Source organism: Nocardia sp. NPDC023733 (assembly GCF_040639775.1).
In the GTDB taxonomy this organism is placed as follows: Bacteria; Actinomycetota; Actinomycetes; order Mycobacteriales; family Mycobacteriaceae; genus Nocardia; species Nocardia rosealba.
Genome location: NZ_JBFAAN010000001.1, coordinates 2,383,807 through 2,408,990, shown reverse-complemented (window position 1 = coordinate 2,408,990; position 25,184 = coordinate 2,383,807). Strand labels below are relative to the sequence as shown.

The 25,184-nt window shown below is 66.9% G+C and carries 26 protein-coding genes; 4 read left to right on the top strand and 22 right to left on the bottom strand.

Features of this window, described 5'->3' with window-relative positions; genetic code table 11:
• Positions 1-17 precede the first annotated feature (17 nt).
• Positions 18-1,400, bottom strand: coding sequence for an AarF/ABC1/UbiB kinase family protein (locus AB0F86_RS11235; protein ID WP_225279314.1), 1,383 nt, complete (start codon positions 1,398-1,400; stop codon positions 18-20).
• 138 nt (positions 1,401-1,538) lie between these two features.
• A complete protein-coding gene (locus AB0F86_RS11230; RefSeq protein ID WP_356983618.1) occupies positions 1,539-2,273 on the bottom strand; it encodes a PaaX domain-containing protein, C- domain protein in 735 nt (244 codons plus the stop codon).
• A gap of 61 nt (positions 2,274-2,334) precedes the next feature.
• Between AB0F86_RS11230 and AB0F86_RS11225 the strand changes: the two genes are divergently transcribed.
• Complete coding sequence (locus AB0F86_RS11225) at positions 2,335-3,177, top strand: NAD(P)-dependent oxidoreductase (protein WP_356983617.1); 843 nt, start codon at positions 2,335-2,337, stop codon at positions 3,175-3,177.
• A gap of 37 nt (positions 3,178-3,214) precedes the next feature.
• Here the strand turns inward: AB0F86_RS11225 and AB0F86_RS11220 are convergent, their stop codons facing one another.
• From AB0F86_RS11220 to AB0F86_RS11195, 6 genes are all read right to left on the bottom strand, one after another.
• Positions 3,215-5,110 carry an alkyl sulfatase dimerization domain-containing protein gene (locus tag AB0F86_RS11220; protein ID WP_356983616.1) on the bottom strand — a complete coding sequence of 632 codons (1,896 nt, stop codon included), beginning with the start codon at positions 5,108-5,110 and terminating at the stop codon, positions 3,215-3,217.
• A gap of 119 nt (positions 5,111-5,229) precedes the next feature.
• Positions 5,230-5,841 carry a DUF4203 domain-containing protein gene (locus tag AB0F86_RS11215; protein WP_356983615.1) on the bottom strand — a complete coding sequence of 204 codons (612 nt, stop codon included), beginning with the start codon at positions 5,839-5,841 and terminating at the stop codon, positions 5,230-5,232.
• Positions 5,838-7,529: a SulP family inorganic anion transporter gene (locus tag AB0F86_RS11210; protein ID WP_356983613.1), complete on the bottom strand. Its 1,692-nt coding sequence runs from the start codon at positions 7,527-7,529 to the stop codon at positions 5,838-5,840. Before AB0F86_RS11210 ends, AB0F86_RS11215 begins: the two co-directional genes overlap by 4 nt.
• A gap of 5 nt (positions 7,530-7,534) precedes the next feature.
• Entirely contained in the window at positions 7,535-8,197 is a 663-nt protein-coding gene (locus AB0F86_RS11205; RefSeq protein WP_225279320.1) for a GAP family protein, read from the bottom strand.
• Between the two features lie 84 nt (positions 8,198-8,281).
• On the bottom strand, positions 8,282-8,656 hold the full coding sequence (locus AB0F86_RS11200) for an SHOCT domain-containing protein (RefSeq protein WP_356983611.1): 375 nt from the start codon (positions 8,654-8,656) through the stop codon (positions 8,282-8,284).
• A 72-nt stretch (positions 8,657-8,728) separates the two neighbouring features.
• Positions 8,729-9,700, bottom strand: a complete 972-nt coding sequence (locus AB0F86_RS11195) for a DUF389 domain-containing protein (protein ID WP_356983609.1) — start codon at positions 9,698-9,700, stop codon at positions 8,729-8,731.
• Between the two features lie 148 nt (positions 9,701-9,848).
• Here AB0F86_RS11195 and AB0F86_RS11190 point away from each other — a divergent pair, with 148 nt between their 5' ends.
• Positions 9,849-10,952, top strand: a complete 1,104-nt coding sequence (locus AB0F86_RS11190) for an AI-2E family transporter (protein ID WP_181698236.1) — start codon at positions 9,849-9,851, stop codon at positions 10,950-10,952.
• 5 nt (positions 10,953-10,957) lie between these two features.
• Here AB0F86_RS11190 and AB0F86_RS11185 read toward each other — a convergent pair whose 3' ends face one another.
• The 6 genes from AB0F86_RS11185 to AB0F86_RS11160 form a co-directional block, all read right to left on the bottom strand.
• The gene (locus tag AB0F86_RS11185; protein WP_356983607.1) at positions 10,958-12,016 is read right to left on the bottom strand and encodes a protein kinase family protein; all 1,059 of its coding nucleotides are present in this window, start codon (positions 12,014-12,016) and stop codon (positions 10,958-10,960) included.
• Between the two features lie 22 nt (positions 12,017-12,038).
• Positions 12,039-12,329 (bottom strand): hypothetical protein, encoded by a 291-nt coding sequence (locus AB0F86_RS11180; RefSeq protein ID WP_356983605.1) that lies wholly within the window; start codon positions 12,327-12,329, stop codon positions 12,039-12,041.
• 328 nt (positions 12,330-12,657) lie between these two features.
• Positions 12,658-13,509: a hypothetical protein gene (locus AB0F86_RS11175; RefSeq protein ID WP_356983604.1), complete on the bottom strand. Its 852-nt coding sequence runs from the start codon at positions 13,507-13,509 to the stop codon at positions 12,658-12,660.
• Positions 13,506-14,450, bottom strand: coding sequence for an SPFH domain-containing protein (locus tag AB0F86_RS11170; RefSeq protein WP_356983603.1), 945 nt, complete (start codon positions 14,448-14,450; stop codon positions 13,506-13,508). The genes AB0F86_RS11175 and AB0F86_RS11170 overlap by 4 nt, the downstream gene beginning before the upstream one ends.
• 113 nt (positions 14,451-14,563) lie before the next feature.
• A complete protein-coding gene (locus tag AB0F86_RS11165; RefSeq protein WP_356983602.1) occupies positions 14,564-14,959 on the bottom strand; it encodes a hypothetical protein in 396 nt (131 codons plus the stop codon).
• A 133-nt stretch (positions 14,960-15,092) separates the two neighbouring features.
• Positions 15,093-16,334 (bottom strand): serine hydrolase domain-containing protein, encoded by a 1,242-nt coding sequence (locus AB0F86_RS11160; protein ID WP_356983600.1) that lies wholly within the window; start codon positions 16,332-16,334, stop codon positions 15,093-15,095.
• 181 nt (positions 16,335-16,515) lie between these two features.
• On the opposite strand from AB0F86_RS11160, the gene AB0F86_RS11155 reads away from it, so the two are divergent.
• Positions 16,516-16,866, top strand: a complete 351-nt coding sequence (locus AB0F86_RS11155) for an HNH endonuclease signature motif containing protein (protein WP_356983598.1) — start codon at positions 16,516-16,518, stop codon at positions 16,864-16,866.
• A gap of 17 nt (positions 16,867-16,883) precedes the next feature.
• Here the strand turns inward: AB0F86_RS11155 and AB0F86_RS11150 are convergent, their stop codons facing one another.
• From AB0F86_RS11150 to AB0F86_RS11120, 7 genes are all read right to left on the bottom strand, one after another.
• On the bottom strand, positions 16,884-18,353 hold the full coding sequence (locus tag AB0F86_RS11150; RefSeq protein ID WP_225279334.1) for a phospholipase D-like domain-containing protein: 1,470 nt from the start codon (positions 18,351-18,353) through the stop codon (positions 16,884-16,886).
• Positions 18,354-18,433: 80 nt separating this feature from the next.
• The gene (locus tag AB0F86_RS11145; RefSeq protein ID WP_181698245.1) at positions 18,434-18,649 is read right to left on the bottom strand and encodes a hypothetical protein; all 216 of its coding nucleotides are present in this window, start codon (positions 18,647-18,649) and stop codon (positions 18,434-18,436) included.
• Between the two features lie 27 nt (positions 18,650-18,676).
• Positions 18,677-19,075, bottom strand: a complete 399-nt coding sequence (locus AB0F86_RS11140; protein ID WP_225279335.1) for a hypothetical protein — start codon at positions 19,073-19,075, stop codon at positions 18,677-18,679.
• A gap of 105 nt (positions 19,076-19,180) precedes the next feature.
• The gene (locus AB0F86_RS11135) at positions 19,181-19,867 is read right to left on the bottom strand and encodes a triacylglycerol lipase (protein ID WP_356983596.1); all 687 of its coding nucleotides are present in this window, start codon (positions 19,865-19,867) and stop codon (positions 19,181-19,183) included.
• 138 nt (positions 19,868-20,005) lie between these two features.
• Positions 20,006-21,355 (bottom strand): NADP-specific glutamate dehydrogenase, encoded by a 1,350-nt coding sequence (gene gdhA, locus AB0F86_RS11130; RefSeq protein WP_181698248.1) that lies wholly within the window; start codon positions 21,353-21,355, stop codon positions 20,006-20,008.
• A gap of 131 nt (positions 21,356-21,486) precedes the next feature.
• Positions 21,487-21,768, bottom strand: a complete 282-nt coding sequence (locus AB0F86_RS11125) for a hypothetical protein (protein WP_181698249.1) — start codon at positions 21,766-21,768, stop codon at positions 21,487-21,489.
• Positions 21,769-21,886: 118 nt separating this feature from the next.
• Positions 21,887-22,513 carry a TetR/AcrR family transcriptional regulator gene (locus AB0F86_RS11120; protein ID WP_356983594.1) on the bottom strand — a complete coding sequence of 209 codons (627 nt, stop codon included), beginning with the start codon at positions 22,511-22,513 and terminating at the stop codon, positions 21,887-21,889.
• 106 nt (positions 22,514-22,619) lie between these two features.
• On the opposite strand from AB0F86_RS11120, the gene AB0F86_RS11115 reads away from it, so the two are divergent.
• Entirely contained in the window at positions 22,620-24,542 is a 1,923-nt protein-coding gene (locus AB0F86_RS11115; protein WP_356983593.1) for an acyl-CoA dehydrogenase family protein, read from the top strand.
• Positions 24,543-24,564: 22 nt separating this feature from the next.
• Here AB0F86_RS11115 and AB0F86_RS11110 read toward each other — a convergent pair whose 3' ends face one another.
• Positions 24,565-25,158, bottom strand: a complete 594-nt coding sequence (locus AB0F86_RS11110; protein ID WP_356983591.1) for a helix-turn-helix domain-containing protein — start codon at positions 25,156-25,158, stop codon at positions 24,565-24,567.
• Positions 25,159-25,184 lie beyond the last annotated feature (26 nt).

Genomic DNA, 25,184 nt, shown 5'->3' with positions numbered 1-25,184 from the left:
GTAGTTCACGAAACACCTCAGGCATTGGTGACCGTGTGCCGCCAGGCCTCGATCTCCCGGCCGATCTCGGTCACCGGCGGTTCGTCGTAGAGCCATTCGCGGGCCAGGTCGTGCCAGTTCCGGGTCGCCTCGAGCTGGCCGAGCGCGGTGAGGGTGAAAAGGTCGGCGCGGCGGGAGAAGACGTGCTCGGGCGGCAGCAGCAGGTGGCGGACCTCGCGCCGCTGCGCCGCACGCGGGTCGGTGGCGAGCACGACCGCGCTGGTGGCGATCTCCGGGGTGAGGGTGATCTCCTCGTCGAGCAGATGCCAGCCCGAGGCGGCCCACACGTATTCGAGCACCGACCGGGGCGTCACCGGTGAGTCGGGGGTGATGATGCCGCGCTCGAACCAGCGGCGGAACACCTCGTCACTGTCGAAGCGGTGAGCCGCGCGGATCACCTGCCGTTCGAAATCCAGGTCGGCGCGCTCGATCGTGTTGTACAGCCCGAAATCGACGAAACCGACCCGGCCGTCGTCGGCGAGCAGCACGTTGCCCGGATGCGGGTCGGCGCAGTACTCGCCGTCGCGGAACATTCCGGTGATGTAGAAGCGATACACCAGCTCACCGATGTGATCGCGGCGCGCGGCGGGCAGGCGGCGGATGTCGTCGAACGAGATGCCTTCGACGAATTCGGTGACCAGTACGTTGTCGGCGCAGAACTCCCCGACGGCATCGGGGACCAGGATGAACGGGTGGCCTCGGTAGCGTGCGGCGACCCGATGCTGGTTGGCCGCTTCGCGCCGGTAGTCCAGTTCGGCGACGATATTGCCGGAGATCTCGGCGAGCACCTCGGTATCGGCGGCCGAGGGCAGAAACGATTTCCACAGGCCGCTGAAGAATTCGAGATTGCGCATATCGGCGTGCACCGCCCGATCCACGCCGGGATACTTCACCTTCACCGCGACCACCCGCCCGTCGCGCAACCGGGCGCGATACACCTGGCCGATCGAGGCCGCCGCCACCGGTTCCGGGTCGAAGTCGCCGAACACCCGGCTCATGCGCCCGAGATCCTGTTCGATCACCGCGCGCATCTGCGCGAACGGCACTTCGGGTGCGCTGTCGCGCAGCTTCGCCAGTTTTGTGCGGAACATCTCGCGGTGCTCCTCCGGGATCATGTCCAGATCCAGCACCGAGGCCATCTGCCCCAATTTCATGGCCGCGCCCTTCATCCCACCGAGCACGGTGACGATCTGCTGTGCGGCTTGCAGTGTCGAGCGTTCGGCGAGTGTGCGGCGCGCCTGTTCGGTTCGCCCGATCATCGCCAGCCGGGTACCGAGTCCGCGGGCCGCCTGTCCCGCGGCCAACCGGCCGAGCCGTGCGCTGCGTGACAGCCGTCCGGTCGGTACCTGCTTGTCTGCCATGGGTGCCTCTTTCCCGCGATGCGCTCATGGGCATTCTCGGCCTGCGTTGCCGTATTCACAGGCCGACCGGCCGGGACTTGTGCCGCATCACCAATGCCGTCGTGGCAGAGCACGAAGACCTCGCCGGTGCGGTCGTTGTCAGTCCTCGGTATCGCGGCTCAGTTCCTGGAACCAGCCGAGATAGGCCGTCGTCGTCTCGCGCAGTGCGTCGATCGCCCAGTCGGCGGGCAGCAGTTCGGTGGGTAGCGCGGGGTCGGTGGTGAGCAGGTCGAGACCCGCGCACACCGCCGTGAACCGGGCACCGGGGTCGGCGGTTTCGATGGCTTCGAGCAATCCACGTGCGCGGTGGTCGATTTCGGTGAGCGGCCACAGCCGAGCGCACAGGGCGAGCGGGTCGTCCACGGCGCGGGTGCGCAGGGCGATCGTGGTGTCGCCGAGGTCGTCGGGCAGATCGCGTGCCAGGTTGGCCGGGCGCATCCACACACCTTCACGGAGTTCGGCCAGGCGCAGCGAGAGCAGTGTTGCGCGCAGTGCCGCGCGGTCGGCGGCGGGTCGTCCCGTCGCGATGATGACGACCTGTTCCCAATCCCCTTGCCAAGGCAGCGTGTGGGACGCGAGGAGGTCTCGGCGGCGGGCACGCAGGTGTGGGGCGAGGGTGTAGACGCGACGCGCGCGCACGAGCTCACCGGCCGCGACCATCCGCGACACCGCTACGCGCACGGTCGCCTCGGGGTAACCCGCCGCGGTCGTGGCGGCGCAGATCTGCTGTGACGTCATCGTCGGCGAGTCGGCCGCGATGAGAATCCGGATCAGCGCCGACCGCGCCGACACCGGACGCACCAACACGCCGGAAGCGGTGACCGTGGACTTCACGGGTCGAGTGTACATATTTCACTATTGCTACGGCTGTTCAATATCTGTAATGTCGCCGGGCATGACGACATCTACCTCACCGTTGGCCGGGCGCACGATGATCATGTCGGGCGGCAGCCGCGGCATCGGGCTGGCCATCGCGCTCGCCACCGCGCGTCAGGGCGCCAATATCGCGCTGCTGGCCAAGACCGATGTTCCCGACCCACGGCTGCCCGGCACCATCCACACGGCCGCCGCCGAGATCGAGGCCGCGGGCGGTCAGGCGCTGGCGGTGGTCGGCGACGTCCGCGACGAGGCATCGGTCACCGAGGCCGTGCGCCGGACCGTCGAACGGTTCGGTGGCATCGACTACTGCGTCAACAACGCGTCGGCCATCGCGCTCGCCCCGACCGAGGAGCTGCCCGTCAAACGGTTCGATCTCATGCAGCAGATCCAGCTGCGCGGTACCTATCTGCTCACCAGCACCTGCCTGCCGCACCTGCGCCGCAGCGACAACGCCCACATCCTGAGCCTGTCGCCCCCGCTGAACCTCGCGCCCGCGTGGCTGGGTGTCCACCCCGCCTACATGGTGGCGAAGTACGGGATGTCCCTGTTGACGCTCGGCTGGGCCGCCGAGTACGCCGAGCACGGTGTCGCCGCCAACTGCCTGTGGCCCGAGACGCTCATCGCGACCGCCGCGGTGCAGAACCTGCTCGGCGGCGACGAGGCGACCGCGAAGGCCCGCACCCCGCAGATCGTGGCCGACGCCGCGATCGCGATCCTCGAGAAGGACGCCCGGACGGTCACCGGCAACACCTTCCTCGACGTGGAAGTCCTGCGAGCCGAAGGCCGGACCGACTTCTCCGCCTACGGCGGCAGCGACGACCTCGAATACGACATCTTCGTCGACCCGCCCCAGGCCTGAGCTCGCTCGGACCCGGGCCGCGCCGACGGATCACGGGTCAGGGGGTGACGATGGCGAAGTCGGGGTCCGGGGCGTCGAGGTAGCCGACCAATTCGGTCAGCTTGCCCGCGTCGCCTTCGACAGTGACTCGGCCGGCTGCGATCATCGCCGCGAGATCGCCGCCGGCGAGGAGCGCCGAGCGCAGATCGGCGGCACTGAGCGTGAAGGTGGTCGTAGCGGGTGGGAGGTCCCCGTCGACGTCGAAGTGGACCAGCAGGCCGTTGCGCAAATGGGTGCGGTGCACCACGGCGGTGTCGCTGATCCGCCAGTCGATCACGATGTCGGCCGACCAGGCTCGCGGTCCGTCGATCCGCAGTGCGATCGCGTCGAAGACCTGCTCGACCGTCAGCTGACTCATGATGTCCGGTGCCGCCGCGACCGTCGGGGTGCCGATCGTGCCGTTGCGCAATTCGTAGGCGCCCATCAGGAAGAAGTTGCGCCAGGTCCCGTTCTCGCAACCGTAGCCGAGCTGTTCGAGGGTGTCGGCCTGCAGCGCCTTGGCTTCGGCATGGTCCGGGTCGGCGAAGATCACGTAGTTCAATACCTGCGCGACCCACCGGAAGTCACCGTCGGCGAAGGACTTTCGCGCCTTGGCGACGACTTCGTCGGCGCCGCCCATGAACTCCACGTGCCGGACGGCGGCGTCGGCGGTGCGGTGCTGCCACAGATTCGCCGGGTTGCCGTCGAACCAGCCCATGTAGCGCTGATAGATGGCTTTGACGTTGTGGCTGATCGAACCGTAGTACCCGTGGGCCGACCAGTTGTCCGCCAGCGCGGGCGGTATCGGGAAGTCCTCGGCGATCTCGGTTCCGGTGGCGCCCTTGTTGATCCAGCGCAGCGTCTGATCGTGCAGGTAGCCGTAGAGGTCGCGCTGGATCGACAGGTACTCGGTGAGCCGCTCGGTGCCCCAGGTGGGCCAGTGATGCGAGGCGAACACCACGTCGGTTCGCGCGGCGTAGCGGTTGATCGCCTCGGTGAGGTACTTCGACCACACGTGCGGGTCACGCACCAGGGCGCCGCGCAGAGTGAGCAGGTTGTGCAGGGTGTGGGTGGCGTTCTCGGCCATGCACAGCGCGCGCCGGGCGGGGAAGTAGAAGTTCATCTCCGAGGGCGCCTCGGTGCCGGGGGTCATCTGGAACTCGATCGCCACACCGTCGACGGTGACGGCCTGACCGGTGTGGTCGATCGACACGGTGGGAGTGATCAGACTCGGCTGACCGATCGAGGTGGTCGGTCCGAGTCCCGCGCCGACGGCGCCGAGGGGCCCGCGCGGCAGTGCGGCGCCGTACATGTAGGCCGCGCGCCGGGCCATGGCGGTGCCCGCGTAGACGTTCTCCTCGACGGCGTGCTCGGTGAAGCCGGCGGGTGCGATGATCACACAGCGTTGCGCGTCGACGTCTTCCTGAGTCGTCACCCCCTTCACCCCACCGAAGTGGTCGATATGGGAGTGCGAGTAGATGACCGCGACCACCGGACGATCACCACGATGTTCGCGATACAGGGCGAGCCCGGCGGCCGCGGTTTCCACCGAGATCAGGGGGTCGATCACGATCACCCCGGTGTCGCCCTCGATCAGCGTCATGTTCGACAGGTCGAGCCCGCGGATCTGGTAGATGCCGTCGGTGACCTCGTACAGCCCTTGCTTCACGGTCAGTTTCGACTGCCGCCACAGGCTCGGGTTCACCGTGGCGGGGCACTCGTCGTCGAGGAAGGAGAACGACCCGCTGTCCCACACCACGTCGCCGTCGGCACTGCGCACCACGGGCGGGGTGAGCGCGGCGATGAACCCGCGGTCGGCGTCCGCGAAATCCTGGTCGTCGCCGAAGGGCATCGTGCGCAGCACCTCGGCATTGCCTGCCTCGATGGTCTCGGAAGCTTCCTGCGGACTGGTCATCGAATCCCTTTCCACTGTGCTCGGTTTCCCTGCGGCGACCGTGCCGGACGGCCCGCTCCCGCAGCATCACATCGGACGAGGTGACGGCGCCTCACCCGCTCCGGGTGAAATTCCTGTCGTCACCGGCTCGGCCATTTGCCGCCGATATTGCGCGACGGCGGTTCGTCCGCTTCCGGTTCGATGCCGAGCCGCTCGGCGAACAGCCGACGTTGAACGAGCCACCCACAGACCGACAACCCGACCCAGGCCAGGGTCGCGGCGATCTGCTGCCAACCCGGTTCGGGATCGCGCAGGAACTCGAGGCCGGTCATCCGACCGAGTCCGGACAGGATCATGCTCGCGCCGCCGATCGAAGTCAGCCACAGCAGTGCGCGCGCCCGGAACTTGTCGGCCAGGAAGGCACCGGCCACACAGACCGCGGCGGCGACGATCATGCTCAGTGCCCAGTTCTTGTCGCCCGGTTGCAGCACCGTGGCGAGTTTGGTGCCGATCATCGCGCCGGTGAGGCCGCCGACGAAATAGGCCGCGAAGCGGAAGATCAGCGAGGTCACCACCCAGGCAGATACCGCGCCGATCAGGGCGATCAGCAGCAGCCACCAGAAGGAGGCGTTGCACAGGTCGGCGATGAGCCAGCCGAGGCCGAACCCGATGGCGAGGATCCCGAGGTGCACCGAGCGGACTCCATAGAAGCACAGCAGGGCACCGACCAGTGCGACGATGATGCCGTTCATGGGTGTTCCTTTCCGGAATCGGGTAGGTCGGCGGCGGCCTCGGTGACCGTCGGATACACCTGGATGGGGGTCGCGCCCGTCACGGCGGAACCCAGTTCGGCCCCGAACTGCGCCACCGAGCGGGCGATGCGGAAGTCGATGCGCTTGCGGGCCAGTTCTTTTCGCAGGTCGAGCAGCATGTCGGCGGCGGACACGTCCAGCGACGGCGAGGTTTCCGCGTCCAGGACCACCAGCCGGGTGTTCTCGGTACACAGGGCTTCGATGCGTTCGCGGACGAAGTCGGCGTTGCCGAAGAACAGCCCGGCTTCGACGCGCACCACCAGCAGGTCGGGGCGCGTCGGCACGTCGGGGTGTCGTGCTTTGTCCACCCAGAGCGGACCGTCCTTGCCGAGCTCGGCGACGTGCGGTTGGGAGGTGCGGTAGACCAGCAGCAGCAACGCGGCCCCGATGCCGATGAGCAGTCCGGGCAGCGTGTCGAAGACCAGCACGCCGAGCAGGGCGGCCATCGCACCGACGAAATCGGCCCGGGCAGCGTGCCCGTAGATGCTGCCGAGCAGACTGTTCCACACTCCGTAGAGCCTGCGCAGCGCGGCGAAGTCGACGAGTTCGAGCACCGCGGCGATCACCACAGCCGCGAGGGTGGCCTCGGGCAGCTTTTCGAACAGGCCGGTGAGAAACAGCAGCGTGACGACGGTCAGTGCGGCCACTACCAGGCCACTGAGCTGCGTTTTCGCTCCAGCGCCGCCGTTGACCGCGGTCTTGGACAGGCTGCCGTTGACCACCATCCCCGCGCTGAGCCCCGACCCGATATTGGCGGCGCCGAGTCCGAGCAGCTCCCGATCGGGATCGACCTTGTACCCGGCTTTGGCGGCATAGGTCTTGGCGGCGCCGAGACCTTCGGCGAAGCCGATCAGTACCACACCGACCGCGGGACCGAGCAGGTCGAGATAGTCGCCGAAGTCGAGTCCGCCGGGTAGGCCGAGGCGGGGGAGACCCGCGTCGATGTGCCCGACGATCGGCACACCCTTGTCGTCGAGACCGAGAACGTGCACGGCGGCGATGCCGACCACCACAGCCAGCAGGGCACCTGGCACCATCGGCAACCAACGTCGGAACACCAGTACGAGGGCCAAGCTGACCAAACCGACAACCATTGTGCGCCAATCGATCTCACCGAGATCGCGCAGAATGCCCCAGGCCTGTTCGAAGAAGTTGCCCTCGTGCTTGTGCAGCCCGAGCAGCTTGGGCACCTGGCCGATGATGATGACGAGGGCCAACCCGACGATGAACCCCTTCAGAACCGGTTCGGAGATGAAGCTCGCGATGAATCCCAGCCGGATCAACCCGGCCAGCAGGCCGACGACACCGGTGCAGATGGCCAGGGCCGCAGTCAGGGCGAGGTAGCGGCCGCCGTCGGCGCCGGCCAGCGGGGTGACGATCGCCGCCGACAGCGCCGCGGTCGCCGACATCGGACCGACCACCAGGTGCCGGGAACTGCCTGCCAGCGCGTAGAGCACCAGGGCGGGCACGGCCGCGTACAGGCCGACCACCGGCGGCACCCCGGCGATGGAGGCGTAGGCCAGCGCCTCGGGTACCAGCACCGCCCACACCGTGAGCCCGGCGATCACATCGGGACGCACCCAGTCGCCGCGGTAGCCACGCAGGGAGGTGAACACCGGTACCGACATCCGCCTCACCCCAATCCGCCCAGCCCCTTACCGAGGACCACCGCGCCCATGACCAGCAGCACGATGGCCATGACGGCGTGATTGTTGTCCTGCAACCACATCCGGAGCCGGTCGAGTGCCGGGCCGAGCCGTTCGGCCGCCACGAGATAGCCCAGCACTACGGTCAGGACCGTGGCCGAGGCGAGCACCGTGAACACCACGATTGCGCCGAGCGTGCCGCCGGTGTCGAGGCCTGCCGCCCCGATCGCGACACCCGCCGAGACGCACAGCAGCAGATTCTTCGGGTTGACCCCGGACAGCAGTGCCCCGAGCCCGGTCGCCTTCACCGGGGTGAGGGTGTCGATCGCGCGCATCCAGCCCGGCACCTCGGTCTGCGAGCGCGCCTGCCACTGTTTCACCGCCAATCCCACGAGCAGCACCCCGAGGACGATCTTGATCCACGCCGCCGCGGCACCGGGTTCGCTGTCGTCGGACCCGCCCAGGTTGCCGGCGAACAGCGTCACCACCCCGGTGACCACCAGGATGCCGAGCACCCACCCGGTGGCGAATCCGATCGCCGCGCCCTTTCCGCGCGCCGACAGAATCATGAGAATCGTCGCCACGATCGGTATCGGCGACAGCGCGACACCGACGGCGAGCGGAAGCAGATCTCCGATGACCGGACCCATAGCGCGACCGTAAGTGCACAGGTAGGCGCCCCGCCTCACACGTGACGGATGAGATTCGCGCACCGCACGCGCATGGCACGGAAATCAGGCCAGCGCTTTGGCCTTGAGCTGCTGGAATTCGGCCTCGGTGATGGCGCCCGAGTCCAGCAGCTTCTTGGCGTCCGCGATCTCGGCGGCCGAACTGGTACCGGCGGTCTCCCTGATGTATTGGTCGGTCGCGGCTTTGGCCTGCTGCTCGGCTTCGGCGGTGCGTTCGCCCATTCCGTCACCGCGCACGATCAAATACACCAGCCCGGTGATCAACGGGAAGAGGAACAGGCACAGCACCCAGATCGCCTTCACCCAGCCCGAGGTTTTCCGGTCCCGGAAGAGATCGGTCAGGATGACGAAGATCAGCAGCAGATAGGCGATGAACGCGAAACTTACGACAATGGCCCAGATGACGTCCCAGAAATCCATTGTTGATCCCTCACTTTCGTGCTGAGCGCCCACCGGTCGGTGAACACGTCGGGTGTCGCGGCGACGTCGGTGTCACCGTGGTCGCACCCGGCCCCCGACGTTGTGCACGACCACGACGTCGGGGTGCCAGGGCACGAGATCGTCGACCCGGCGCTGCAATTCGGCCAGATCGGGCAGCTGTTGCGGACCGAGGACGGTGATGGTGGCGGTGTCGCTGTGCAGAGTCACGTCCACCACCTGGGCGCCGGGCTGCTCGCGCAGCCAGTCGCGGGCGACGTCGGAGATCTGCCCGGCCCACAGCGTCGACAGCGAATTGATCACCATCGGCACCGCCACCAGGATCAGCGCCGCGCCGAGCACCACGTAGGCGCGACCGCGACCACCGGTCGGTGCCTCGGCGTCGCGCCCGTATCCGGCCAGCAGCAGCACCGTGGTGGTGGTGATGATCATCGCCAGCATGTTGGAGGCGAACAGCACGAACGCACCCAGTGCCAGGGCGGGCGCCTGCGAACCGAGGCACACCCCGACCACGCCGAGCGGCGGCACCAGTGAAATCGCGATGGCGACACCGGGCAGCACGTCACCCACATCACGGCGAGTGATCGCCACCGCCGCGACGAGACCGGTGGCCAGCGCTGCGGTCAGATCCATCAGTTTGGGTGAGGTCCGCCCGACGACCTGCGCGTTCGACAGCACATTCACCGGATTCGGCAGCAGCTGCGCGAACAGGAAACCGAGCACGACCACCACCGCGATACCGGCGACCACCAGCAGCGCGCTGCGGCCCACCAGCGCCGCGCGCCCGGTCGCCACACCGAGAGCGACCCCGAGGATCGGGATCGACAGCGGGGCGACGATCATCGCGCCGATCACGGTGGCCGTGGAATCACCGATCACACCCGAGATCGCGATGACCGCCGAGAGCACGAGCATGATCCAGAACGCCGAGCGCTTCGCCGCCACCGCGCCCACCGACAGGTCGAGTTTGTCGGTCAGTTCGTCGAGGGTGCGGCGCTGATCGGTGGGGACGAGAAAGCCGAGCATCGCGATCCTTTCGCCATGTCCGGCCAAGCGTAGAAAGCGGCGGCGCCCACGAAATCACCCGTAATGGATGAATTCCGCACCGCCCGCGCGGCGAATTCACCCCGAACGGGTGATCCGGAGGCAGGGCGCACGGGATTAGCGTCGTCGCATGCACACCACGGACACGGTCCGGCAGTCTCCCGGCGCGGGTGGGTGGTCCATTCCCCGCGGTCTCGTCGTGCTGTTGTCGATAGCCGCGATCATCATCTGCGTCACCGGGTTGAAAGCCTTCGCCGGTGTGGTGGGTCCGACATTTCTGGCCTTGATGCTCACCATCGCTGTGCAACCGATCCAGACCAGGGTGCAGCAGCGTGGTGGTCCGGCCTGGCTCGGTATGTTGCTCGCCTTCGGCGCGGTGTTGCTCATTCTGGTGGGTTTCGGTGGGGCGCTTGCGCTTTCGGCTGCGCAATTGGCTTCGCGGCTACCGCAGTACACCGGCAGTCTCGACAATCTGCTCGACACCGTTCGTGGCTGGCTCGACGCCGCTGGATTGAGTCACGACCAGACCCAGAAGGCCTTGCAGGACATCGACCTCGGCAAACTCGTCGGGTTGCTCGACAACCTGCTCGGCGGTGTCGTCGGGGTGTTCTCGAATCTGTTCTTCGTGGCCGCGCTGTTGCTGTTCATGGCGGTCGACGGGATGAGCATGCGGCCGAGAATGGCCGTGGTCGCCGCCGAACGGCCCGCCATCGCTCAGGCACTCGGCAGTTTCGCGGCGGGCACCCGCAAATATCTGGTCGTTTCGACAGTGTTCGGTGCGATCGTGGCGGTGATCGACGGCGGTGCACTGTGGTTGCTCGGAGTGCCGCTACCGCTGCTGTGGGCGCTGCTGTCGTTCATCACCAACTACATCCCGAACGTCGGATTCATCATCGGCGTGATCCCACCCGCGCTGCTGGCTCTGCTCGACAGCGGACCGGTTCTGATGGTGTGGGTGATCGTGGTCTACAGCGCGATCAATTTCGTGATCCAGTCGATCATCCAACCCAAATTCGTCGGCGACGCCGTAGGACTCAGCGTCACCATCACCTTCCTGTCCCTGGTGTTCTGGTCCTGGGTGCTGGGCGGCCTCGGCGCCATCCTCGCCATCCCCCTCACGCTCCTGGTGAAAGCCCTCTTGCTCGACATCGACCCGTCCACCCGCTGGGCCGACGTCCTCATCGGCGGCCCGCTCCCGGCGAAAAGGAACAGCGCTGCCGACAAATCCACCTGAGGCGCTCATTCGCGGCACAGTCGTCCGATCTCCTCGTCCGGATACGGCGTGCGGCGAGTCGCCTGCTGGAACGCGCGCATGAACGCCGACATGGCGGCGGCGACCGGCGCGTGCCGGGTGATGATTGTGGCGGCTCCGTCCGGAATTCCCGTCGCAGGTTCGCCGTCGGCGATGCCGCGCACCATCGCGAGGCGCTTCTCCCGGTCTTCCCGTCGGAGCCCGTACAGCGCGGTGAGCAGCCAGTTCACCAGGTAGGTCGCGGTGAAACCGCGGTCGTAGCTCTGGTTCTGGTCGAAGAACGCGGCTTCCTGCGGCGAGAGGTCGAACCCGGAGGCGAGCGCGAGACCGTAGTCGGCGAAGTAGAGGCGTCGACCGTCGGTCAGGATGTTGTGGAAGTGCGCGTCGAGGTGCAGCAGTCCACGGCTGTTCATGAACGCGGTGCCGGCGGCCAGTTCCCGTTCCACCATGGCACTGGCCTGATCGGTGGCGTCGTCGCCGGCCGCGACCCGGGCGTCGAGCCACTCGTGCAGGGTGTGCGGGATGTACTCCAGGAACAGCGCGATGCTCGCCGAAGAGTCCCGGACAGCCTCGATCCGCCGACGCACCTGCGGCCGGTCGCTCCAGTAGGCGACGACGCGATCGATGTCGGCGAGCTCGTCCGGCAGTGGAGTGGTGTCGGGCAGTACTCGCCAGTGGTACATCAACGGGAAGCCCTCGTGTTCGGCGGCCAGCACCCAGTTGGTCGTCATGATGTGCACGGCGAGCTCGCGCCAGGCCCCGAACCCCGCCCCACCGATGAGGCCGACGCCGTAGTGGTAGAACTGCGGCAGCTCGAACAGATTCGCCGTGGATCGGACGTGCTCCGGCTGCCGTTCCAGGTCGGTGAGTGGCACTCGCTTCACGAAAACCGGTGTCCCGGCAACCTCGAGCAGCGCCGACTTCCCGCCGATCCCGGTGCCGACCGGCGTGGCCGCGTCGACGAGTTCGCGCAAGGCGTGATCGCTGTGCAGGGCGAGGGCGGTGGCGACGGCGCTGTGGGCGTGGAGCCGTGCTGGGCGCGACATGTCCGGATACCTCGGCCTAGGTTTACCTTCGCCCACGTGCCTTGGCCGGATCGATATAGAGACGAATACCCTTGTACACCACCGTATTCGGCAGACCGTCGTCGTTGTCCGGGTCGCCGGAGTCCGCTGGATCCGGCAGCTCCGCGAGCTCCTCGATCACGACCTGCGCTCGCGCCGCGCCAGGGTCGAACATCTCCTGAAACGGGCCGACGAACGATCCGCCGAGGCCGAGATTCTTCGCACGGACAGCCGCCCATCCGAACAACGCCAACGGGCCTACGGTGGCGATCAGCACCAACAAGTCCCCACCCATCACACGAGCGTATCGCGTTGAGATCACCCCGCCGTAGTTCAACGATGAGGCCCTAACCCACTGTCGCGGACTGCTTCTGCGGCGAAACTTTGTATGCAGCAGTGGAGTGTCGCGGACTGTCTGATTGTGGATGGGTTGTGTGCGATGCGGCCGGTTTGGTGTCGAGCCGACCGTTCGACGGGCCAGGGAAAGGTGAGCTCCCTCCCGAAGGCGCGTGGGTGAGCCGCAAAGACGAACGATCCTATGTCTATTACCTCGTTCGCGCCGATACTCGAGCAGCAACCGATTCCGGGATCCATGCCCGGTAGCGACGACCGACTGTCCTACTTCAACGCACCAGGCGCAGGCTGGTGGTGGCGAGGCCGACGCTGAGCCGTTGGCCCCAGCCGAGGCGTAGTGCGTCGTGCTCGATGCCGTCGCCGAAGGCCACCAGTCCGTCCGATTCCACGTCGATGTGCAGGCTTTCGCCGGTGATCTCGCCCTCGGTGTGCACGATCCCGGTGGCCGGTGACGGCCACGCCTCCCGGACGAACCAGACGAGTCTGCGCTCGGTGGGATGGGGCAGGGCGACAGGGCTTTTCCGTTCGCGGTGGGCCGACAGGCACCAGCCTGTCGCACCCGTCCCGCTGCCGACGAGGACGCCCGACGATGCCTGGCGCTCGTCACGGATGCGGTACCGGCTGGTCTGGTGGCTCGGATGGCCGATGTAGATCTCGTTGAGCGCGCGCAGGGTCGCGCCGTCGTCCGTTCTCGCCTCGACCATCGTGCGGTCCTCGGTGTTACCGGTGCTGTGCAGGAGTTCCGTCGCGTCGGCGGGAGAGTGCTCGGCGAGCACGCCCGGTTCGGGGCTGATGCCGATGACGGGCTGGCCGTCGAGGTACTTGGCGACATTGGCGACCAGGCCGTCCTGCCCGACGATCACCACGATGTCCTCGGGGCCGAACAGGAACCGCGACAGGTCTTCCCGCTCGACTGTGCCGCGCCGCCAGTCGAGCGGAATGGCCGCGCTGACCTCGCCGATCGCCGCGCGGGTCCGCCGGTCGCGCTCCACCACCTCGTCGAGTGACCTGCCGCGCGAGTTCAGGAAGAACTCCACCTGCCCGCGCGTGCCGTGCCGCGCCAGCAGCTCCGAGAGCTCGGTTCTCCTGTGCACCAGCACAATTCGTGGGGCCAGGCTCATCGGGTGAACCGTTGCAGGATCGGGGCGATCATGTCCGGGGTCAGGGTGAGGCTGCCGATCTCCGGCAGGTTGCCCGCGAGTTCCTTCGCCGCCAACGCGTACAGCGTTTCCTGGGGGACGTCCCGGTAGGCATCCAGGCGCGCCTTCTCACCGGCGGCCTCGGCCTCGGCGAGCTTGCGGATCCCGTCGGCCTTGGCGTCGACGGCGATCCGGTCGGCTCTGGCCTGGCACTCGGCCTTCTCCAGCGCGTTCGCGCCGCGCTGGACCACCAGGAGCTCCTCCCGCTTCGCCAGTTCGATCTGGTTCTGCAGTTCGTTCTCGCTGATCGCGCGCTCGCGTTCGACGGCGAGCGCGCGTCGCTCGTAGGTCGCCCGGTCCGCTTCCTGCTGGACCTTCTCGCGGACCGTGGTCTGGAGCGCCTTCTCCATCTCCGCGTCGGGGCGGATCGCGACCACGCGGACGTCGATGATCTCCAGCCCGATGTGGGCCACGGTCAGATTGCCCGTAGCTTCCTTGACCTTTTCGACGCCGGTGCGGATGGCGGTCTCGAGATCGAGCGTGGCCAGGACCTCGAGGGCGTGTTGCTGGGTGTTCTCGGTGAGGGTGTTGGCGATCTGGCTCAGCGGGTCCTGGCGCCAGGTGCCCGTATCGGGGTCTATCGAGAAGTCGATCCGGCTCGTCGTCGTCGCGGGATCGGTGCAGCGGTAGGTGACCGTCAGCTGGACCGTGACGTCCTGGTGGTCGTGCGTGCGGGCGTGGAAGAGCATCGGCAGCTCGCGGTCGTCCACCGGAACCTCGCTGAGCACCGCCGTGCTCGGGCGGAACCAGAAGCTCAGCCCCGTGCCGTCGTGCAGGAGTTTGCCCTTACGGACGTGTCTGACGTGCACTGTCGGGGCGCCCCTGAGGTGCCGCAGTCCGGGGTAGCTGCTGATGTCGGCCATCGCCTTCTCCTTCATTATGGTCATAGTGACCATAACAGGACTGGCGGGCAGCCGTCGAGGGCTGTGCGCAGATCCGGGAATCTGCGCACAGCCCTTTACGGTTTCGGCCGTTGTCAGGCCAGGGCGGCGGTGATCTTGGCAGCCATCGCGGTCACCGCGGGCGAGGGGTCCTTCTTGGTGTGGGTGGCGGCCTGGACGGCGACGAGGACGGTGTCGCGGAAATTCCCGGCCTCGGCGGGGTCGTGGGCGTCGAGCAGTTTCATCGCCGCGGTCAGGGCGGGCAGGACATGATCGGCGAACTCGGCGACAGTCTTACCCGGCAGGTGGATATCGCGCGACTTGGCCGAGAGCACATGCCCGACCAGCCCGGTCGCCGAGGTAAGGGCGGTGGTGCCCTGGGAGACGGACTTGTGCGGCGCGCCCGCGGCGGCGATGAGCGAGACAGCGCCGTACGCGGCGCTGCGCAGGGTGGCCTTGTCCTGGTCGGTCAGAGAAGCGGTGGTGATCATGTCGTGTCCCTCGTTTCGCTTGTGGCCCCGCCCTTTTCGGCGGGCCCGCTTTCTTCGATGGACACACTCTGTCGCCCGTCCCTGACACGAGCCTGACGCCCTCCTGACACCTCCGCTGATACGAGTCGGCCTGTCAACGAGGAGTTGTGGTTGGGGCGTCCGGTGCGGCCGGGCTGTCCGGCGCCGGTTCGTTGCCGTAGAAGACCGGCAGCATGGCTTTGGCCAGTACCAGGGCCGAACCCTCGCCCGACGGCACTGTCGCGAGGTTTGTGGCGACGACGATCGTGAGGTCCGAGGCCGGGTCGTGTCCCATGAAGGTCATGTATCCGGGGATCTGACCGTCGTGCCCGAACAGATGCATTCCGAATCGGACGATGCCGAGGCCGTAACCGGCGACATCGGGGGCAGCCGGGTCGATGGGCTGGATGCTGTCCATCCGCGTTCGCTGCAGCTGCTCGTCGAGCATGTCGCCCTCGACGAGCGCCCGCACGTACGTCGCCATATCGCCGGCCGTCGCGATCGCGGCACCGGCGGTCCACGTCCACGACGGGCTCGCGTCGGTGGCGTTGCCGGGTTGCAGCGTGCCCGCGAGGGCGGCGGCCTGCTGCTCGGGTGGCAGGGCGAAGGTGTCGATGGTGGAGACATTGGTGCCGAACGCGTACCCCTGCGGGTGCGGGTCGGGGATCGAGGTGTCCGTCGCGGCGGGCATCGAGGTGTGCTTCAGGCCGAGCGGTTCGAAGATCCGCTTCTGGAAATTCTCGGCGGCCGACATCTGCGTGACCTTCTCGATGACGAGGCCGAGCAGGATCGTATTGGTATTGCTGTACTCGAATTTCTCCCCCGGCGCGAAATTCACCGGATGGGAGAAGGCGATCGCGAGCATCTCCTCGGGCGTCCACACCTTGTCCGGGTCACTGTCGAGTGTGGCATTGAATTCCGGGTCGAAGGTGTAACTGTATAGCCCGCTGCGCATTTCGGAGAGCTGGGCGATGGTGATCTCGTCGCCGTTCGGCACGCCCGGCCAGTATTTATCGATCGGGTCCGCGAGGGCGAGCTTGCCCTCCTGTACCAGCTGCAGGATGACCGTCGAGGTCATGGTTTTGGTATTGCTGCCGATCCGGAAGTAGTCGTCCGCCGACAGGGGATCGTCGGCACCGATGACACGGGTGCCGAACGTCTCGGTCCAGTCGCCTTCCTTCGGCGATCTGACGACAACGACAGCGCCGGGAATGACATTGTCCTTCATGAGCTGGGTGATCATCGGCCGCAGGGTGGCCGCGTAGGCGGGTTCGGCCTGTGCACCGGCCGATGTGCCGGTGGTATCGCCGCCGGAATCGGACGACGTTCCGCAGGCCGTGGCGATGAACAAACTCACGGTCGCGACAAACACTGCGAAACTCGTCCGGTGACCCATGATTCTCCGATCAGCGTGTGCTCGGGAGGGGTGTTTCGCGCTGTGCAACCCAACTCTGCTCCGTGTGAACCGAGGAAGCAATCAAGACCCGGTAACAGTGGAATGGCGCGTGACCATCGCCGGACCGCGTATTCTCACCGTCGTGCCGACTGGCGGTAGCAAACAGGTTCGCGCGGCGCGTAAGCGCAAGAAACGGATGGGGCTCGTCGCCCACGACCTCACCGACGCGCAGTGGGATGCGCTCAAGGCGTCCTGGGGCGGTTGCGCCTACTGCGGCTCTGCGGCCGCGTCGCCGCAGAAGGACTGTGTGCGGGCGATTTCACGCGGTGGGCGCTACACGCTCGCCAATGTCGTACCCGCGTGTGCGTCGTGCAATGCCAGCAAATGCAATGCCGAGGTGACCGGCTGGCTGCGCCGCAAGAAGCTCGACGAACGGTCGTTCCTGGTACGCCACTACGAGATCTCGACCGATCTCACCGCCCGGTTCCCCTGAGTCGAACCGCCACGCGCTTATCGAGGGGGCCCCGGGCGGCGAACGCCTCTCGGAAAAAGACTGTCCCACAACCTCGCCGGGGTGCGTTCGGGATCCATCAGTTCGCTTTCGGCCAGCGGGCTGTCCTCGTCGGCGACCGTTTCGGGCTCGAACCGGATCAGGGTCCGGCCTTCGCCGCGCAGTGCTTCGACGGTGCGAACGAGCGAGGACGTTTCGGCGAGGGTGGCGTCGAACTTGGCGGGGTCGGCGTCGAGGTGTTCGCAGAGGAGGCGGCGGCGGATGCCGAGAATGGTTTCGCGCAGAAGCTCACCGTCGGGGGTGGCGGGCGTGACCTCGACGGCGAGGTCGCACTCGGTGTCGAAACCCATCGACCGATTGTTGAGGTTCGACGACCCGACGCGAAGCAGGCGGTCGTCCACCACCAGCACCTTCGCATGGACATAGATGGGCGCACCGTCGGCGGTGACCGGGTAGTACACACCTAGCCGCTGCTCGGTGTCGGCTTTCCACAGCAGATGCAGCAGGCGCCGACGGGCACCGTCCATGGCCAGTTGCTCGAGCCAGCCGTCGGCATGCCGGGGGAGGACCAACACGATCTCCGGACCGTTCGGTTCACGCAGGCGGGCGGCGATCGCCTCGGCGAGGGTGCGCGAAGCCAGGTACTGGCTCTCGATGTACAGCGAACGGGTCGCGCCCGCGATCGCCGCGAGATACAGCGCCTCGATCTCACGGACCTCGGCGCGGTCGGCGAGCTCGGGAAGGGTCCGGGCGATCCCCACGTCGACGGATCGCATCGTCGGCTCCAGCCCCTCCGGCCACGGGGTGTCCCCGGCGATCTCGTCGACCGGCCCGAGTTCCTGCCCGGTCGCCGCCTTCCACCTGGCTCTGGCCAGTTCGCCGATCGCCTTCGCGGCGGCGCCGTCCACGGCGGTGGTCGCGTCGTGCCACGGACCGTAGCGGCGGCCGTTCGGCGCGGTTCGGTAGGCGTTGTCGTCGCGGTGGTCGCTGGTGTCCCAGCGGTCGACGGTCATGTCGATGCCGCCGCAGAACGCGAGCTGGTCATCGATCACGATGATCTTCTGATGGTGCGCCGAGCCGATCGGGTGCGCCCCGTCCATTTCGAAGTGCAGCCGCCGGTCGGTCAACCAGTTGGCGACGAAGATCGGTGTCATCCCCCTGCCGATCGCGGCGAACGCACCGACATTCCACTTCAGCAGATAGATGTCGAGGTCCGGCCGTTGTTTCGGCAGCCACGACAGGAATTTGCCCAGCCGGTCCGGCCCGTCAAGGGTCTTCTTCTGCGGTTCGAACTTGATCCGGGTGTCGAAGTCCCAGCCGATCAGCACGATGCGTTTGCGCGCCCGCAGCATCGCGGATTTGGCATAGCGGAAGTAGTCGGCCGCGTCGATGATGCAGGCCAGGCGGTCGGCTCGGGCGATCTGCCAGCAGGTCTCGCCGGGAGTGAGGATGTGCGGCACATCGTTCATCTGTGGTCAGCCCCCTCGTCCAGCACATGTTCGGCGTAAGTGAACGATACTTGCCGGACGACGGGGGGGGGGATGACGCGTCAGGACCGCCGATCCCCGGCCAGGATTTCGTCGATCTCGTCGAGACGGGTTTGGATGAGGGCCTTCTCTTCCCGCGCCTCGACGTATTCCTCACCGTCAGCGGCACTTCCGACGTGCTGGACGCGTTCGATCGACTCGCTCAACTTCGCTCGTCTGTCGATGAGCTCCGCGCGTTCTTCGCGCAGGCGGGTCGAATCGGCGTCGGCCGATGTCATGGCAACCTCCTCAGGAGTTCGGCTTTGTCAGGTGTTCGGCGTTTGCTCGGGCTGGTCGGCCGTGGTCCGCGCCCGCTTGCGGTCCGGGTCGAGCCGGTCCGCGCGCTCCCGTTCCTTGTCCAGCTCGGCTCGTGAATCCGCGGCGTCGCTGTGGTGCACCTGGGCCTGCTGAGCAAGCTGTTCGGCCTGCGCGGCTTTGGCGTCCGCTTCGGCCTGCGCCGCGCGGCTCCTGGCGGCGAGCTCCTCCGCCCGCGCCTCCCGCTGCCCGACCTCGAGTTCCTGCCCCGCCACTCGTTCCCGGATCCCGGCCGCTTCGACCCGGTGGTGTTCACGACGCTTACGCAGGAACGCCGCGACGACGGTGGCCAGCACGGCGACTATCAGAACCGCGACGATGATTGTCACGATCCAACTGGTGGTGCTCATGGGTCTACTCCTCGCATCCCGCCCCTTTTGTCCTTACTGCACAGGACTACCCAGCCTGCGAAAGACAAACGACCGTAGGTGGCCTGGAAGGGGCGGGGCGGGCCGTTACCTCACAAAATCGCGTACCCCCTCGTACACCTGCGCCGAGGACAGCAGGGGGAGATGGCCGAGGCAGGCCGTGCGGGTGTTGGTGGCGCCGTTGAGGATAGTGCTCTCATCCGGGTTGATGATCTCGTCGCACGGTGACCACCAGGTCCCGTAGTTCACCCGCCCCGGTGTTTCGTCACCGCTGTTGAGGTCGGTGAGGAAGGTCGACCCGGCCCGCATCTCCACACAGGAGACGTCGTAACAACTGTTGCTGGTGTCCGTGCCGTGGTTGGGTCCGCCGAGGGAGACCCAGTCGTCGACGAGGTCGAGGCCGCCCAGATTCCTCAGGTACCAGCGGCTGTTGAGGCCACCCATCGAGTGCGTGACGATGTCGACCTTCGCGGCGCCGGTCCGCGCCCGCAACGCGTCGGCCTGCGCCTTCACCTGCACCGCGATGTCCTTGTTCGACGGGGTGCTGTCGTAGGTGAACCGTGCCAGCTGATCGGTGGAGTACCCGTCGTTCAGGAACCGTCCCCACATGTAGTCCCAGTTCGCGGCCGAACCCCGCCACCCGTGGACGAAGAGGATCGGATCTCGTGCGGGCGCGGCGGCGGCGGGTAGCGCTACCGCACAGAACGCGGCGGCGGTCGTGACAACAGCGATCGCGGCCACCCGGAGGCGGTGCGACAGCGACAAGGCGAACATCGATTGACTCCGATCTGCTCGTTGAGCGGCGAGCAGACAGAAGGTAGCGCCGCGAGGCATTCACCTCGAGCAGATTTCGAGAATTGGCACCAGCCCCCACAATTGGGGGCGATGCGCTGTCCGCCGGCGAGGCAGCGCTCAGATGACGCCGAGAGCCAGCATCGCGTCGGCGACCTGGATGAACCCACCGATATTGGCGCCTGCCTGATAGTTGCCCGGTACGCCGTATTCGTCGGCGGTGGCCAGGCAGCGATCGTGGATGCCGCGCATGATCTCGGCCAGGCGCTCCTCGGTGTGCTCGAAGCTCCACGAGTCGCGCGAGGCGTTCTGCTGCATCTCGAGCGCGCTGGTCGCGACGCCTCCCGCGTTGGCCGCCTTACCGGGCGCGAAGATCACCCCCGCCTCGTTGAACAACCGCACCGCCTCCGGCCTGCACGGCATATTGGCGCCCTCGGCGACGATCCGGCAGCCGTTCGCGATGAGTTTGCCCGCGGCGGTGCCGTCGAGTTCGTTCTGGGTCGCGCACGGCAGCGCGATATCGCAGGGCACCTCCCACAGCGAACCGCCCGCGACGAATTGTGCGGCACCACCACGTTTCTCGGCATAATCGGCGATCCGGCCGCGCTGGACTTCCTTGATCTCCTTGAGCAGTTCGAGATCGATGCCCTGCTCGTCGACGACGTAACCGCTGGAATCCGAGCAGGCGACCACGGTGCCGCCGAGCTGGTGGACCTTCTCGATCGCGTAGATCGCGACGTTGCCCGAACCCGACACCACGACTTTCTGGCCTTCCATGGATCGGCCTGCGGCGGAAAGGATTTCGTCGACGAAGAAGACCGCTCCGTAGCCGGTGGCTTCCCGGCGCACCTGCGAACCGCCCCAGGTCAGGCCCTTGCCGGTGAGTACCCCGGACTCGTAGCGGTTGGTGATGCGCTTGTACTGGCCGAACAGGTAGCCGATTTCCCGGCCGCCCACCCCGGTGTCGCCGGCCGGTACGTCGGTGTGTTCACCGAGATGCCGGTAGAGCTCGGTCATGAACGCCTGACAGAACCGCATCACCTCACCCTCCGAGCGGCCCTTCGGGTCGAAGTCCGAGCCGCCCTTACCGCCACCGATCGGGAGTCCGGTGAGCGAGTTCTTGAAGATCTGCTCGAACCCCAGGAACTTCACGATGCCCAGATAGACCGAGGGATGGAAGCGGAGCCCGCCCTTGTACGGGCCGAGCGCGGAATTGAACTCCACCCGGAAGCCACGATTGATCTGCACGGTGCCGGAATCGTCGACCCACGGCACCCGGAAGATGATCTGCCGTTCGGGCTCGCACAAGCGTCGGATCACCGCGGCGTCCGCGTACTGCGGGTGTTTGGCGACGACGGGACCGAGACTGTCGAGAACCTCGTGTACCGCCTGGTGGAACTCGGATTCCCCGGGATTGCGGCGCAATACCTCGTCGTAGATGCCGCTCAGCTTCGCGTCCAGGACAGCCACCCGTGGACTCCTTGTCGTCGTCGTTGCCACCATGGCCGGACGACATCCGCGTGCACCCGGCCTTGCTCACAGGCTAGCCGGGCCGGCGGTGAGGTCTGGATCGCGCGTACGCCTCGCGGCCGACGCTGGGTTCAACGGCGTCTGCGCGCACGGCTCCCGAAGAGGTTGCCCAGCGACTTCCGGCCGTCCGTGCGTGAACGCAGGGCAGCATCGGCGAGATCGGCGAGATCGTCGGCGAACGCTCGTGCCTCCGCGGTCACGTCCCGCCGGGCTCCGTCGGCGACGCGGCCGATTCCTCGCCCGCGAACGGTAGCGGCCGCCCGGGCTTCCTGGGCGAACTCGGTGACCGTGCGCAGTTCCTTGCGCACCTGTTCGCGCCACGCACTGACCGAATCTGTGTAACGAGACCCCATGGTCCGCCCTGCCTGTCATATTTGAGTGAACAGTTGTGCACCGACATGCTCAGAGTATCCGGTAACGCTGGTACCGGCAACCGGTACGCCGGGCCGGCGCGGGATGGTCTGGGCGGCCTTATGCGCTACGCATCGCGCGGTAGACCGCCGAGCCGACGAAGGCGCCGAGATCATCCGGGTTCCACTCGCCCGGATTGGTGAACAGGGTCCGGACCGCGCTTTCCGCCGCCGAGACCCACAACTCCACGAGCGCGGGGAGTTTGCGCTCGGCGTCCTCGATTCCCCAGGCGTGCAAGGTCGGGCGCAGCAGCGCCGTGCAGCGTTCGACGGCCAGCCGCCGGCCGCGCCCGAAGGAACCGGCGACCGCGGGATCGGGATTGCCGTAGATCAGCCGCCAGGCGTCGGGCCGTTCGGATGCCTTGTGCAACAGGGCGCGGAACCCCTCCACGAAGACCGTCTCGTCGGCGTTGGTGGTGCGCGGCGGCAGCAGGTCTAGCACGCCGGAGATCAGGAAGGTCTCTTCGCGCTGGATCAGTGCGTCGATCAGTTCGACCCGATCCGGGAAGCAGGCGTAGACCACCGGGCGGGTCACCTTCATGTAATCGGCGACCGCGCCCATCGTGACCGCCGCGACGCCGTGATCGGCGGCGATGGCCAGCGCCGCGTCGAGCACCTGGGGTCTGCGTCGCTCGGGGCCGAGATGCGCGGCCCGCCCTCGCCGCTGCACTGCCGTCTCGCTACCCATGCGCACACAATAGCAACCCGTCCACTGTTCCTACATCACTGTATGAAAATGCTACAGTGCTGAATGAACCGTCCGACCGCGCCGGATGCCCGCAGGAGGAGCCGTGATGCCCCAAGATCTCTTCAACCCGAACACCGCCGACTTCGCGCAGTTCGACCCGGAGACGCGCAGGTTGCTGCGCGCGACGGTCGACTGGTTCGAGTCGCGGGGCAAGACCAGGCTGCTCGACGACGATCGCACTCGCGTCTGGCCGTCGGAGTTCCTCGAGTTCGTGAAGAAGGAGCGCTTGTTCGCGACTTTCCTCACTCCCGCCGCGGAGGCGGGCGGTGACCCGAACAAGCGCTGGGACACCTCGCGCAACGCCATGCTGAGCCAGATCTTCGGCTTCTACGGCATGACCTACTGGTACATCTGGCAGGTCACCATTCTGGGTCTCGGGCCGATCTGGCAGAGCGACAACACCGTGGCCAAACGGAAGGCGGCCGCCCAACTCGAGGCCGGTGAGATCTTCGCTTTCGGCTTGTCGGAGAAGGAACACGGCGCCGACGTGTACTCCACCGACATGATCGTCGACCCCCAGCCCGACGGTGGATACACCGCGACCGGCGGCAAGTACTACATCGGCAACGGCAACCTGGCCTCGATGGTCTCGGTATTCGGCCGTCGCTCGGACAAGCCGATCATCGACAGCGCGGCGGCGATGCGGGGTAAACCGACGCAGGAGGATTACGAGGGGTACCTCTTCTTCGTCGCGGACTCCCAGCACGAGGCATACAAGCTGCGCAAGAACGTCGTCAACAACCAGATCTATGTCGCCGCGTTCGAGCTCGAGAACTATCCCGTCGCCGAGGAGGACATCCTGCACCGCGGCGAGGATGCGTTCCACGCGGCGATGAACACGGTCAATGTCGGCAAGTTCAACCTCGGCTTCGGCGCGATCGGCGCCTGCGAGCACTCCTTCTACGAGGCGATCGACCACGCGGAGAACCGGATTCTGTTCGGGCACCGAGTCACCGAGTTCCCACAGGTCCGAGCCCTGATCACCGATTCCTACGCACGAATCGCCGCGATGAAGCTCTACAGTGCTCGCGCGGTCGACTACATGCGTTCGGCCGCACCGGAGGATCGGCGCTACCTGCTGTTCAACGCCATCGAGAAGATGTCGGTGACCCGCCATGGACAGCGCGTGATCGAAGACCTCGCCGATGTGATCGCCGCGCGCGGGTTCGAGAACGACATGTACTTCCCCGTCGCGATGACGGCCATGTTCGGGCTCCCGAGGCTGGAGGGCACCGTCCACGTCAACATGGCACTGTCGCTGAAGTTCATGGCCAACTACATGTTCCACCCGGCCGATGCCGGTCTGGCCGCGATGCGATCGCTGCCCGGTGTCGCGGTGGCGCCCCAGGCGGCCACCCGCGCCGCGGCCGGTGCGCTGTCGTGGACGAGTCGCAAGCTCGCTCCGCGTCTCGGCTCGATCGTGAAACCGCTCGGCGCCGAATTGGCTTGCGCCGCTTACGAACCGGTACCGACTCGGCACGACACCGCCGACGACGAGTTCCTGTTCCGGCAGGGACCGAGCAGTGGCCTCGGCCGGATTCGCTTCGCCGATTGGCGTCCGGTCTTCGAGAGCTTCCGTGACGTGCCGAATGTCGCGGTGTTCCTCGAGCAGGTGCTCGCGCTGCAAGCACTGCTCGCCGTCGCCGCTCCGACGCCGTCACAGCAGCAGGACGTCGACTTCCTGTTCGCTTTCGGTGAGCTGTTCACCGCTGTGCCCTACGCGCAGCTGGTGCTGGAGCAGGCGGTGATCGAGGGCACCGACCCCGCGATCATCGACCAGATCTTCGACGGCTTCGTTCGCGGCTTCTCCACGAACGCCCTCGCCTTGCACAACAAACCGACCGCCACCGCCGTCCAGCAACGCCGGGCCCTCGACCTGGTTCGCCGCCCCGCCTTCGACAAGGCTCGCTTCGAGCGTGTGCTCGCCAAGGCGCGCGGGCTGGCCGGGACCTACGAGATGAAGGCCTGACCCGGCGCGGGTCGGCTCGGTCTCACCGCCGTAGCAGGACCCGGACCTGGTCCCTGATCTGCTGCACGATGTCGTCGGTCGAGGTGGTGATGTTGCCGGTCGCCGCCATGCTGAGAAACATGATCGCGGAGACGATGTGGGCGAGGGCGGCGGCGTCGGTGGGGGTGATGCGCTGTTCACGCTGGAGTATGTCGGCAACCGCTGCTTCGGTCTGCAGTGTCAGTGCGAGCGCGTCGCGATGATGGGGTTCCGCGGAGTCGCCGAAGACCATCTCGCGCAGGTAGGTTCGTCCGTTGTCGATTTGTGTACGGTTGCACTCGACGATGCTGCGGATGACCGCCATGATCGCGTCGAGGGTGTCGGGGAGGTTTTCGGCCGCCGCGACGCCGCGTGCGAGAGCCTCGGCGTAGCCGGCGTTCTGCACGAGCAGCAGGAGTTCGCCCTTGTTCTTGACGTAGAGGAACAGGGTGCCCGCGCCGATGTCGGCCTTGTCGGCGATCTCCTGGGTGGTGACCTCGTCGACACCGCGCTCGGCGAACAGCTCACGAGCGGCGGCCGTGATCCGCTGGAGCTTCTGCTGTTTGTTTCGCTCGCGCCTGCCGGCTTGGGGTGACACCTTCGGTCCTTCGTTGCTGGGTGAAT

What these genes read in the sequence shown, in the direction of transcription:
- AB0F86_RS11235 (WP_225279314.1), bottom strand. Translation starts at nt 1,400, where the DNA reads ATGGCAGACAAGCAGGTACCGACCGGACGGCTGTCACGCAGCGCACGG.
- AB0F86_RS11225 (WP_356983617.1), top strand. Translation starts at nt 2,335, where the DNA reads ATGACGACATCTACCTCACCGTTGGCCGGGCGCACGATGATCATGTCG.
- AB0F86_RS11220 (WP_356983616.1), bottom strand. Translation starts at nt 5,110, where the DNA reads ATGACCAGTCCGCAGGAAGCTTCCGAGACCATCGAGGCAGGCAATGCC.
- AB0F86_RS11215 (WP_356983615.1), bottom strand. Translation starts at nt 5,841, where the DNA reads ATGAACGGCATCATCGTCGCACTGGTCGGTGCCCTGCTGTGCTTCTAT.
- AB0F86_RS11210 (WP_356983613.1), bottom strand. Translation starts at nt 7,529, where the DNA reads ATGTCGGTACCGGTGTTCACCTCCCTGCGTGGCTACCGCGGCGACTGG.
- AB0F86_RS11205 (WP_225279320.1), bottom strand. Translation starts at nt 8,197, where the DNA reads ATGGGTCCGGTCATCGGAGATCTGCTTCCGCTCGCCGTCGGTGTCGCG.
- AB0F86_RS11200 (WP_356983611.1), bottom strand. Translation starts at nt 8,656, where the DNA reads ATGGATTTCTGGGACGTCATCTGGGCCATTGTCGTAAGTTTCGCGTTC.
- AB0F86_RS11195 (WP_356983609.1), bottom strand. Translation starts at nt 9,700, where the DNA reads ATGCTCGGCTTTCTCGTCCCCACCGATCAGCGCCGCACCCTCGACGAA.
- AB0F86_RS11190 (WP_181698236.1), top strand. Translation starts at nt 9,849, where the DNA reads ATGCACACCACGGACACGGTCCGGCAGTCTCCCGGCGCGGGTGGGTGG.
- AB0F86_RS11185 (WP_356983607.1), bottom strand. Translation starts at nt 12,016, where the DNA reads ATGTCGCGCCCAGCACGGCTCCACGCCCACAGCGCCGTCGCCACCGCC.
- AB0F86_RS11180 (WP_356983605.1), bottom strand. Translation starts at nt 12,329, where the DNA reads ATGGGTGGGGACTTGTTGGTGCTGATCGCCACCGTAGGCCCGTTGGCG.
- AB0F86_RS11175 (WP_356983604.1), bottom strand. Translation starts at nt 13,509, where the DNA reads ATGAGCCTGGCCCCACGAATTGTGCTGGTGCACAGGAGAACCGAGCTC.
- AB0F86_RS11170 (WP_356983603.1), bottom strand. Translation starts at nt 14,450, where the DNA reads ATGGCCGACATCAGCAGCTACCCCGGACTGCGGCACCTCAGGGGCGCC.
- AB0F86_RS11165 (WP_356983602.1), bottom strand. Translation starts at nt 14,959, where the DNA reads ATGATCACCACCGCTTCTCTGACCGACCAGGACAAGGCCACCCTGCGC.
- AB0F86_RS11150 (WP_225279334.1), bottom strand. Translation starts at nt 18,353, where the DNA reads ATGAACGATGTGCCGCACATCCTCACTCCCGGCGAGACCTGCTGGCAG.
- AB0F86_RS11145 (WP_181698245.1), bottom strand. Translation starts at nt 18,649, where the DNA reads ATGACATCGGCCGACGCCGATTCGACCCGCCTGCGCGAAGAACGCGCG.
- AB0F86_RS11140 (WP_225279335.1), bottom strand. Translation starts at nt 19,075, where the DNA reads ATGAGCACCACCAGTTGGATCGTGACAATCATCGTCGCGGTTCTGATA.
- AB0F86_RS11135 (WP_356983596.1), bottom strand. Translation starts at nt 19,867, where the DNA reads ATGTTCGCCTTGTCGCTGTCGCACCGCCTCCGGGTGGCCGCGATCGCT.
- AB0F86_RS11125 (WP_181698249.1), bottom strand. Translation starts at nt 21,768, where the DNA reads ATGGGGTCTCGTTACACAGATTCGGTCAGTGCGTGGCGCGAACAGGTG.
- AB0F86_RS11120 (WP_356983594.1), bottom strand. Translation starts at nt 22,513, where the DNA reads ATGGGTAGCGAGACGGCAGTGCAGCGGCGAGGGCGGGCCGCGCATCTC.
- AB0F86_RS11115 (WP_356983593.1), top strand. Translation starts at nt 22,620, where the DNA reads ATGCCCCAAGATCTCTTCAACCCGAACACCGCCGACTTCGCGCAGTTC.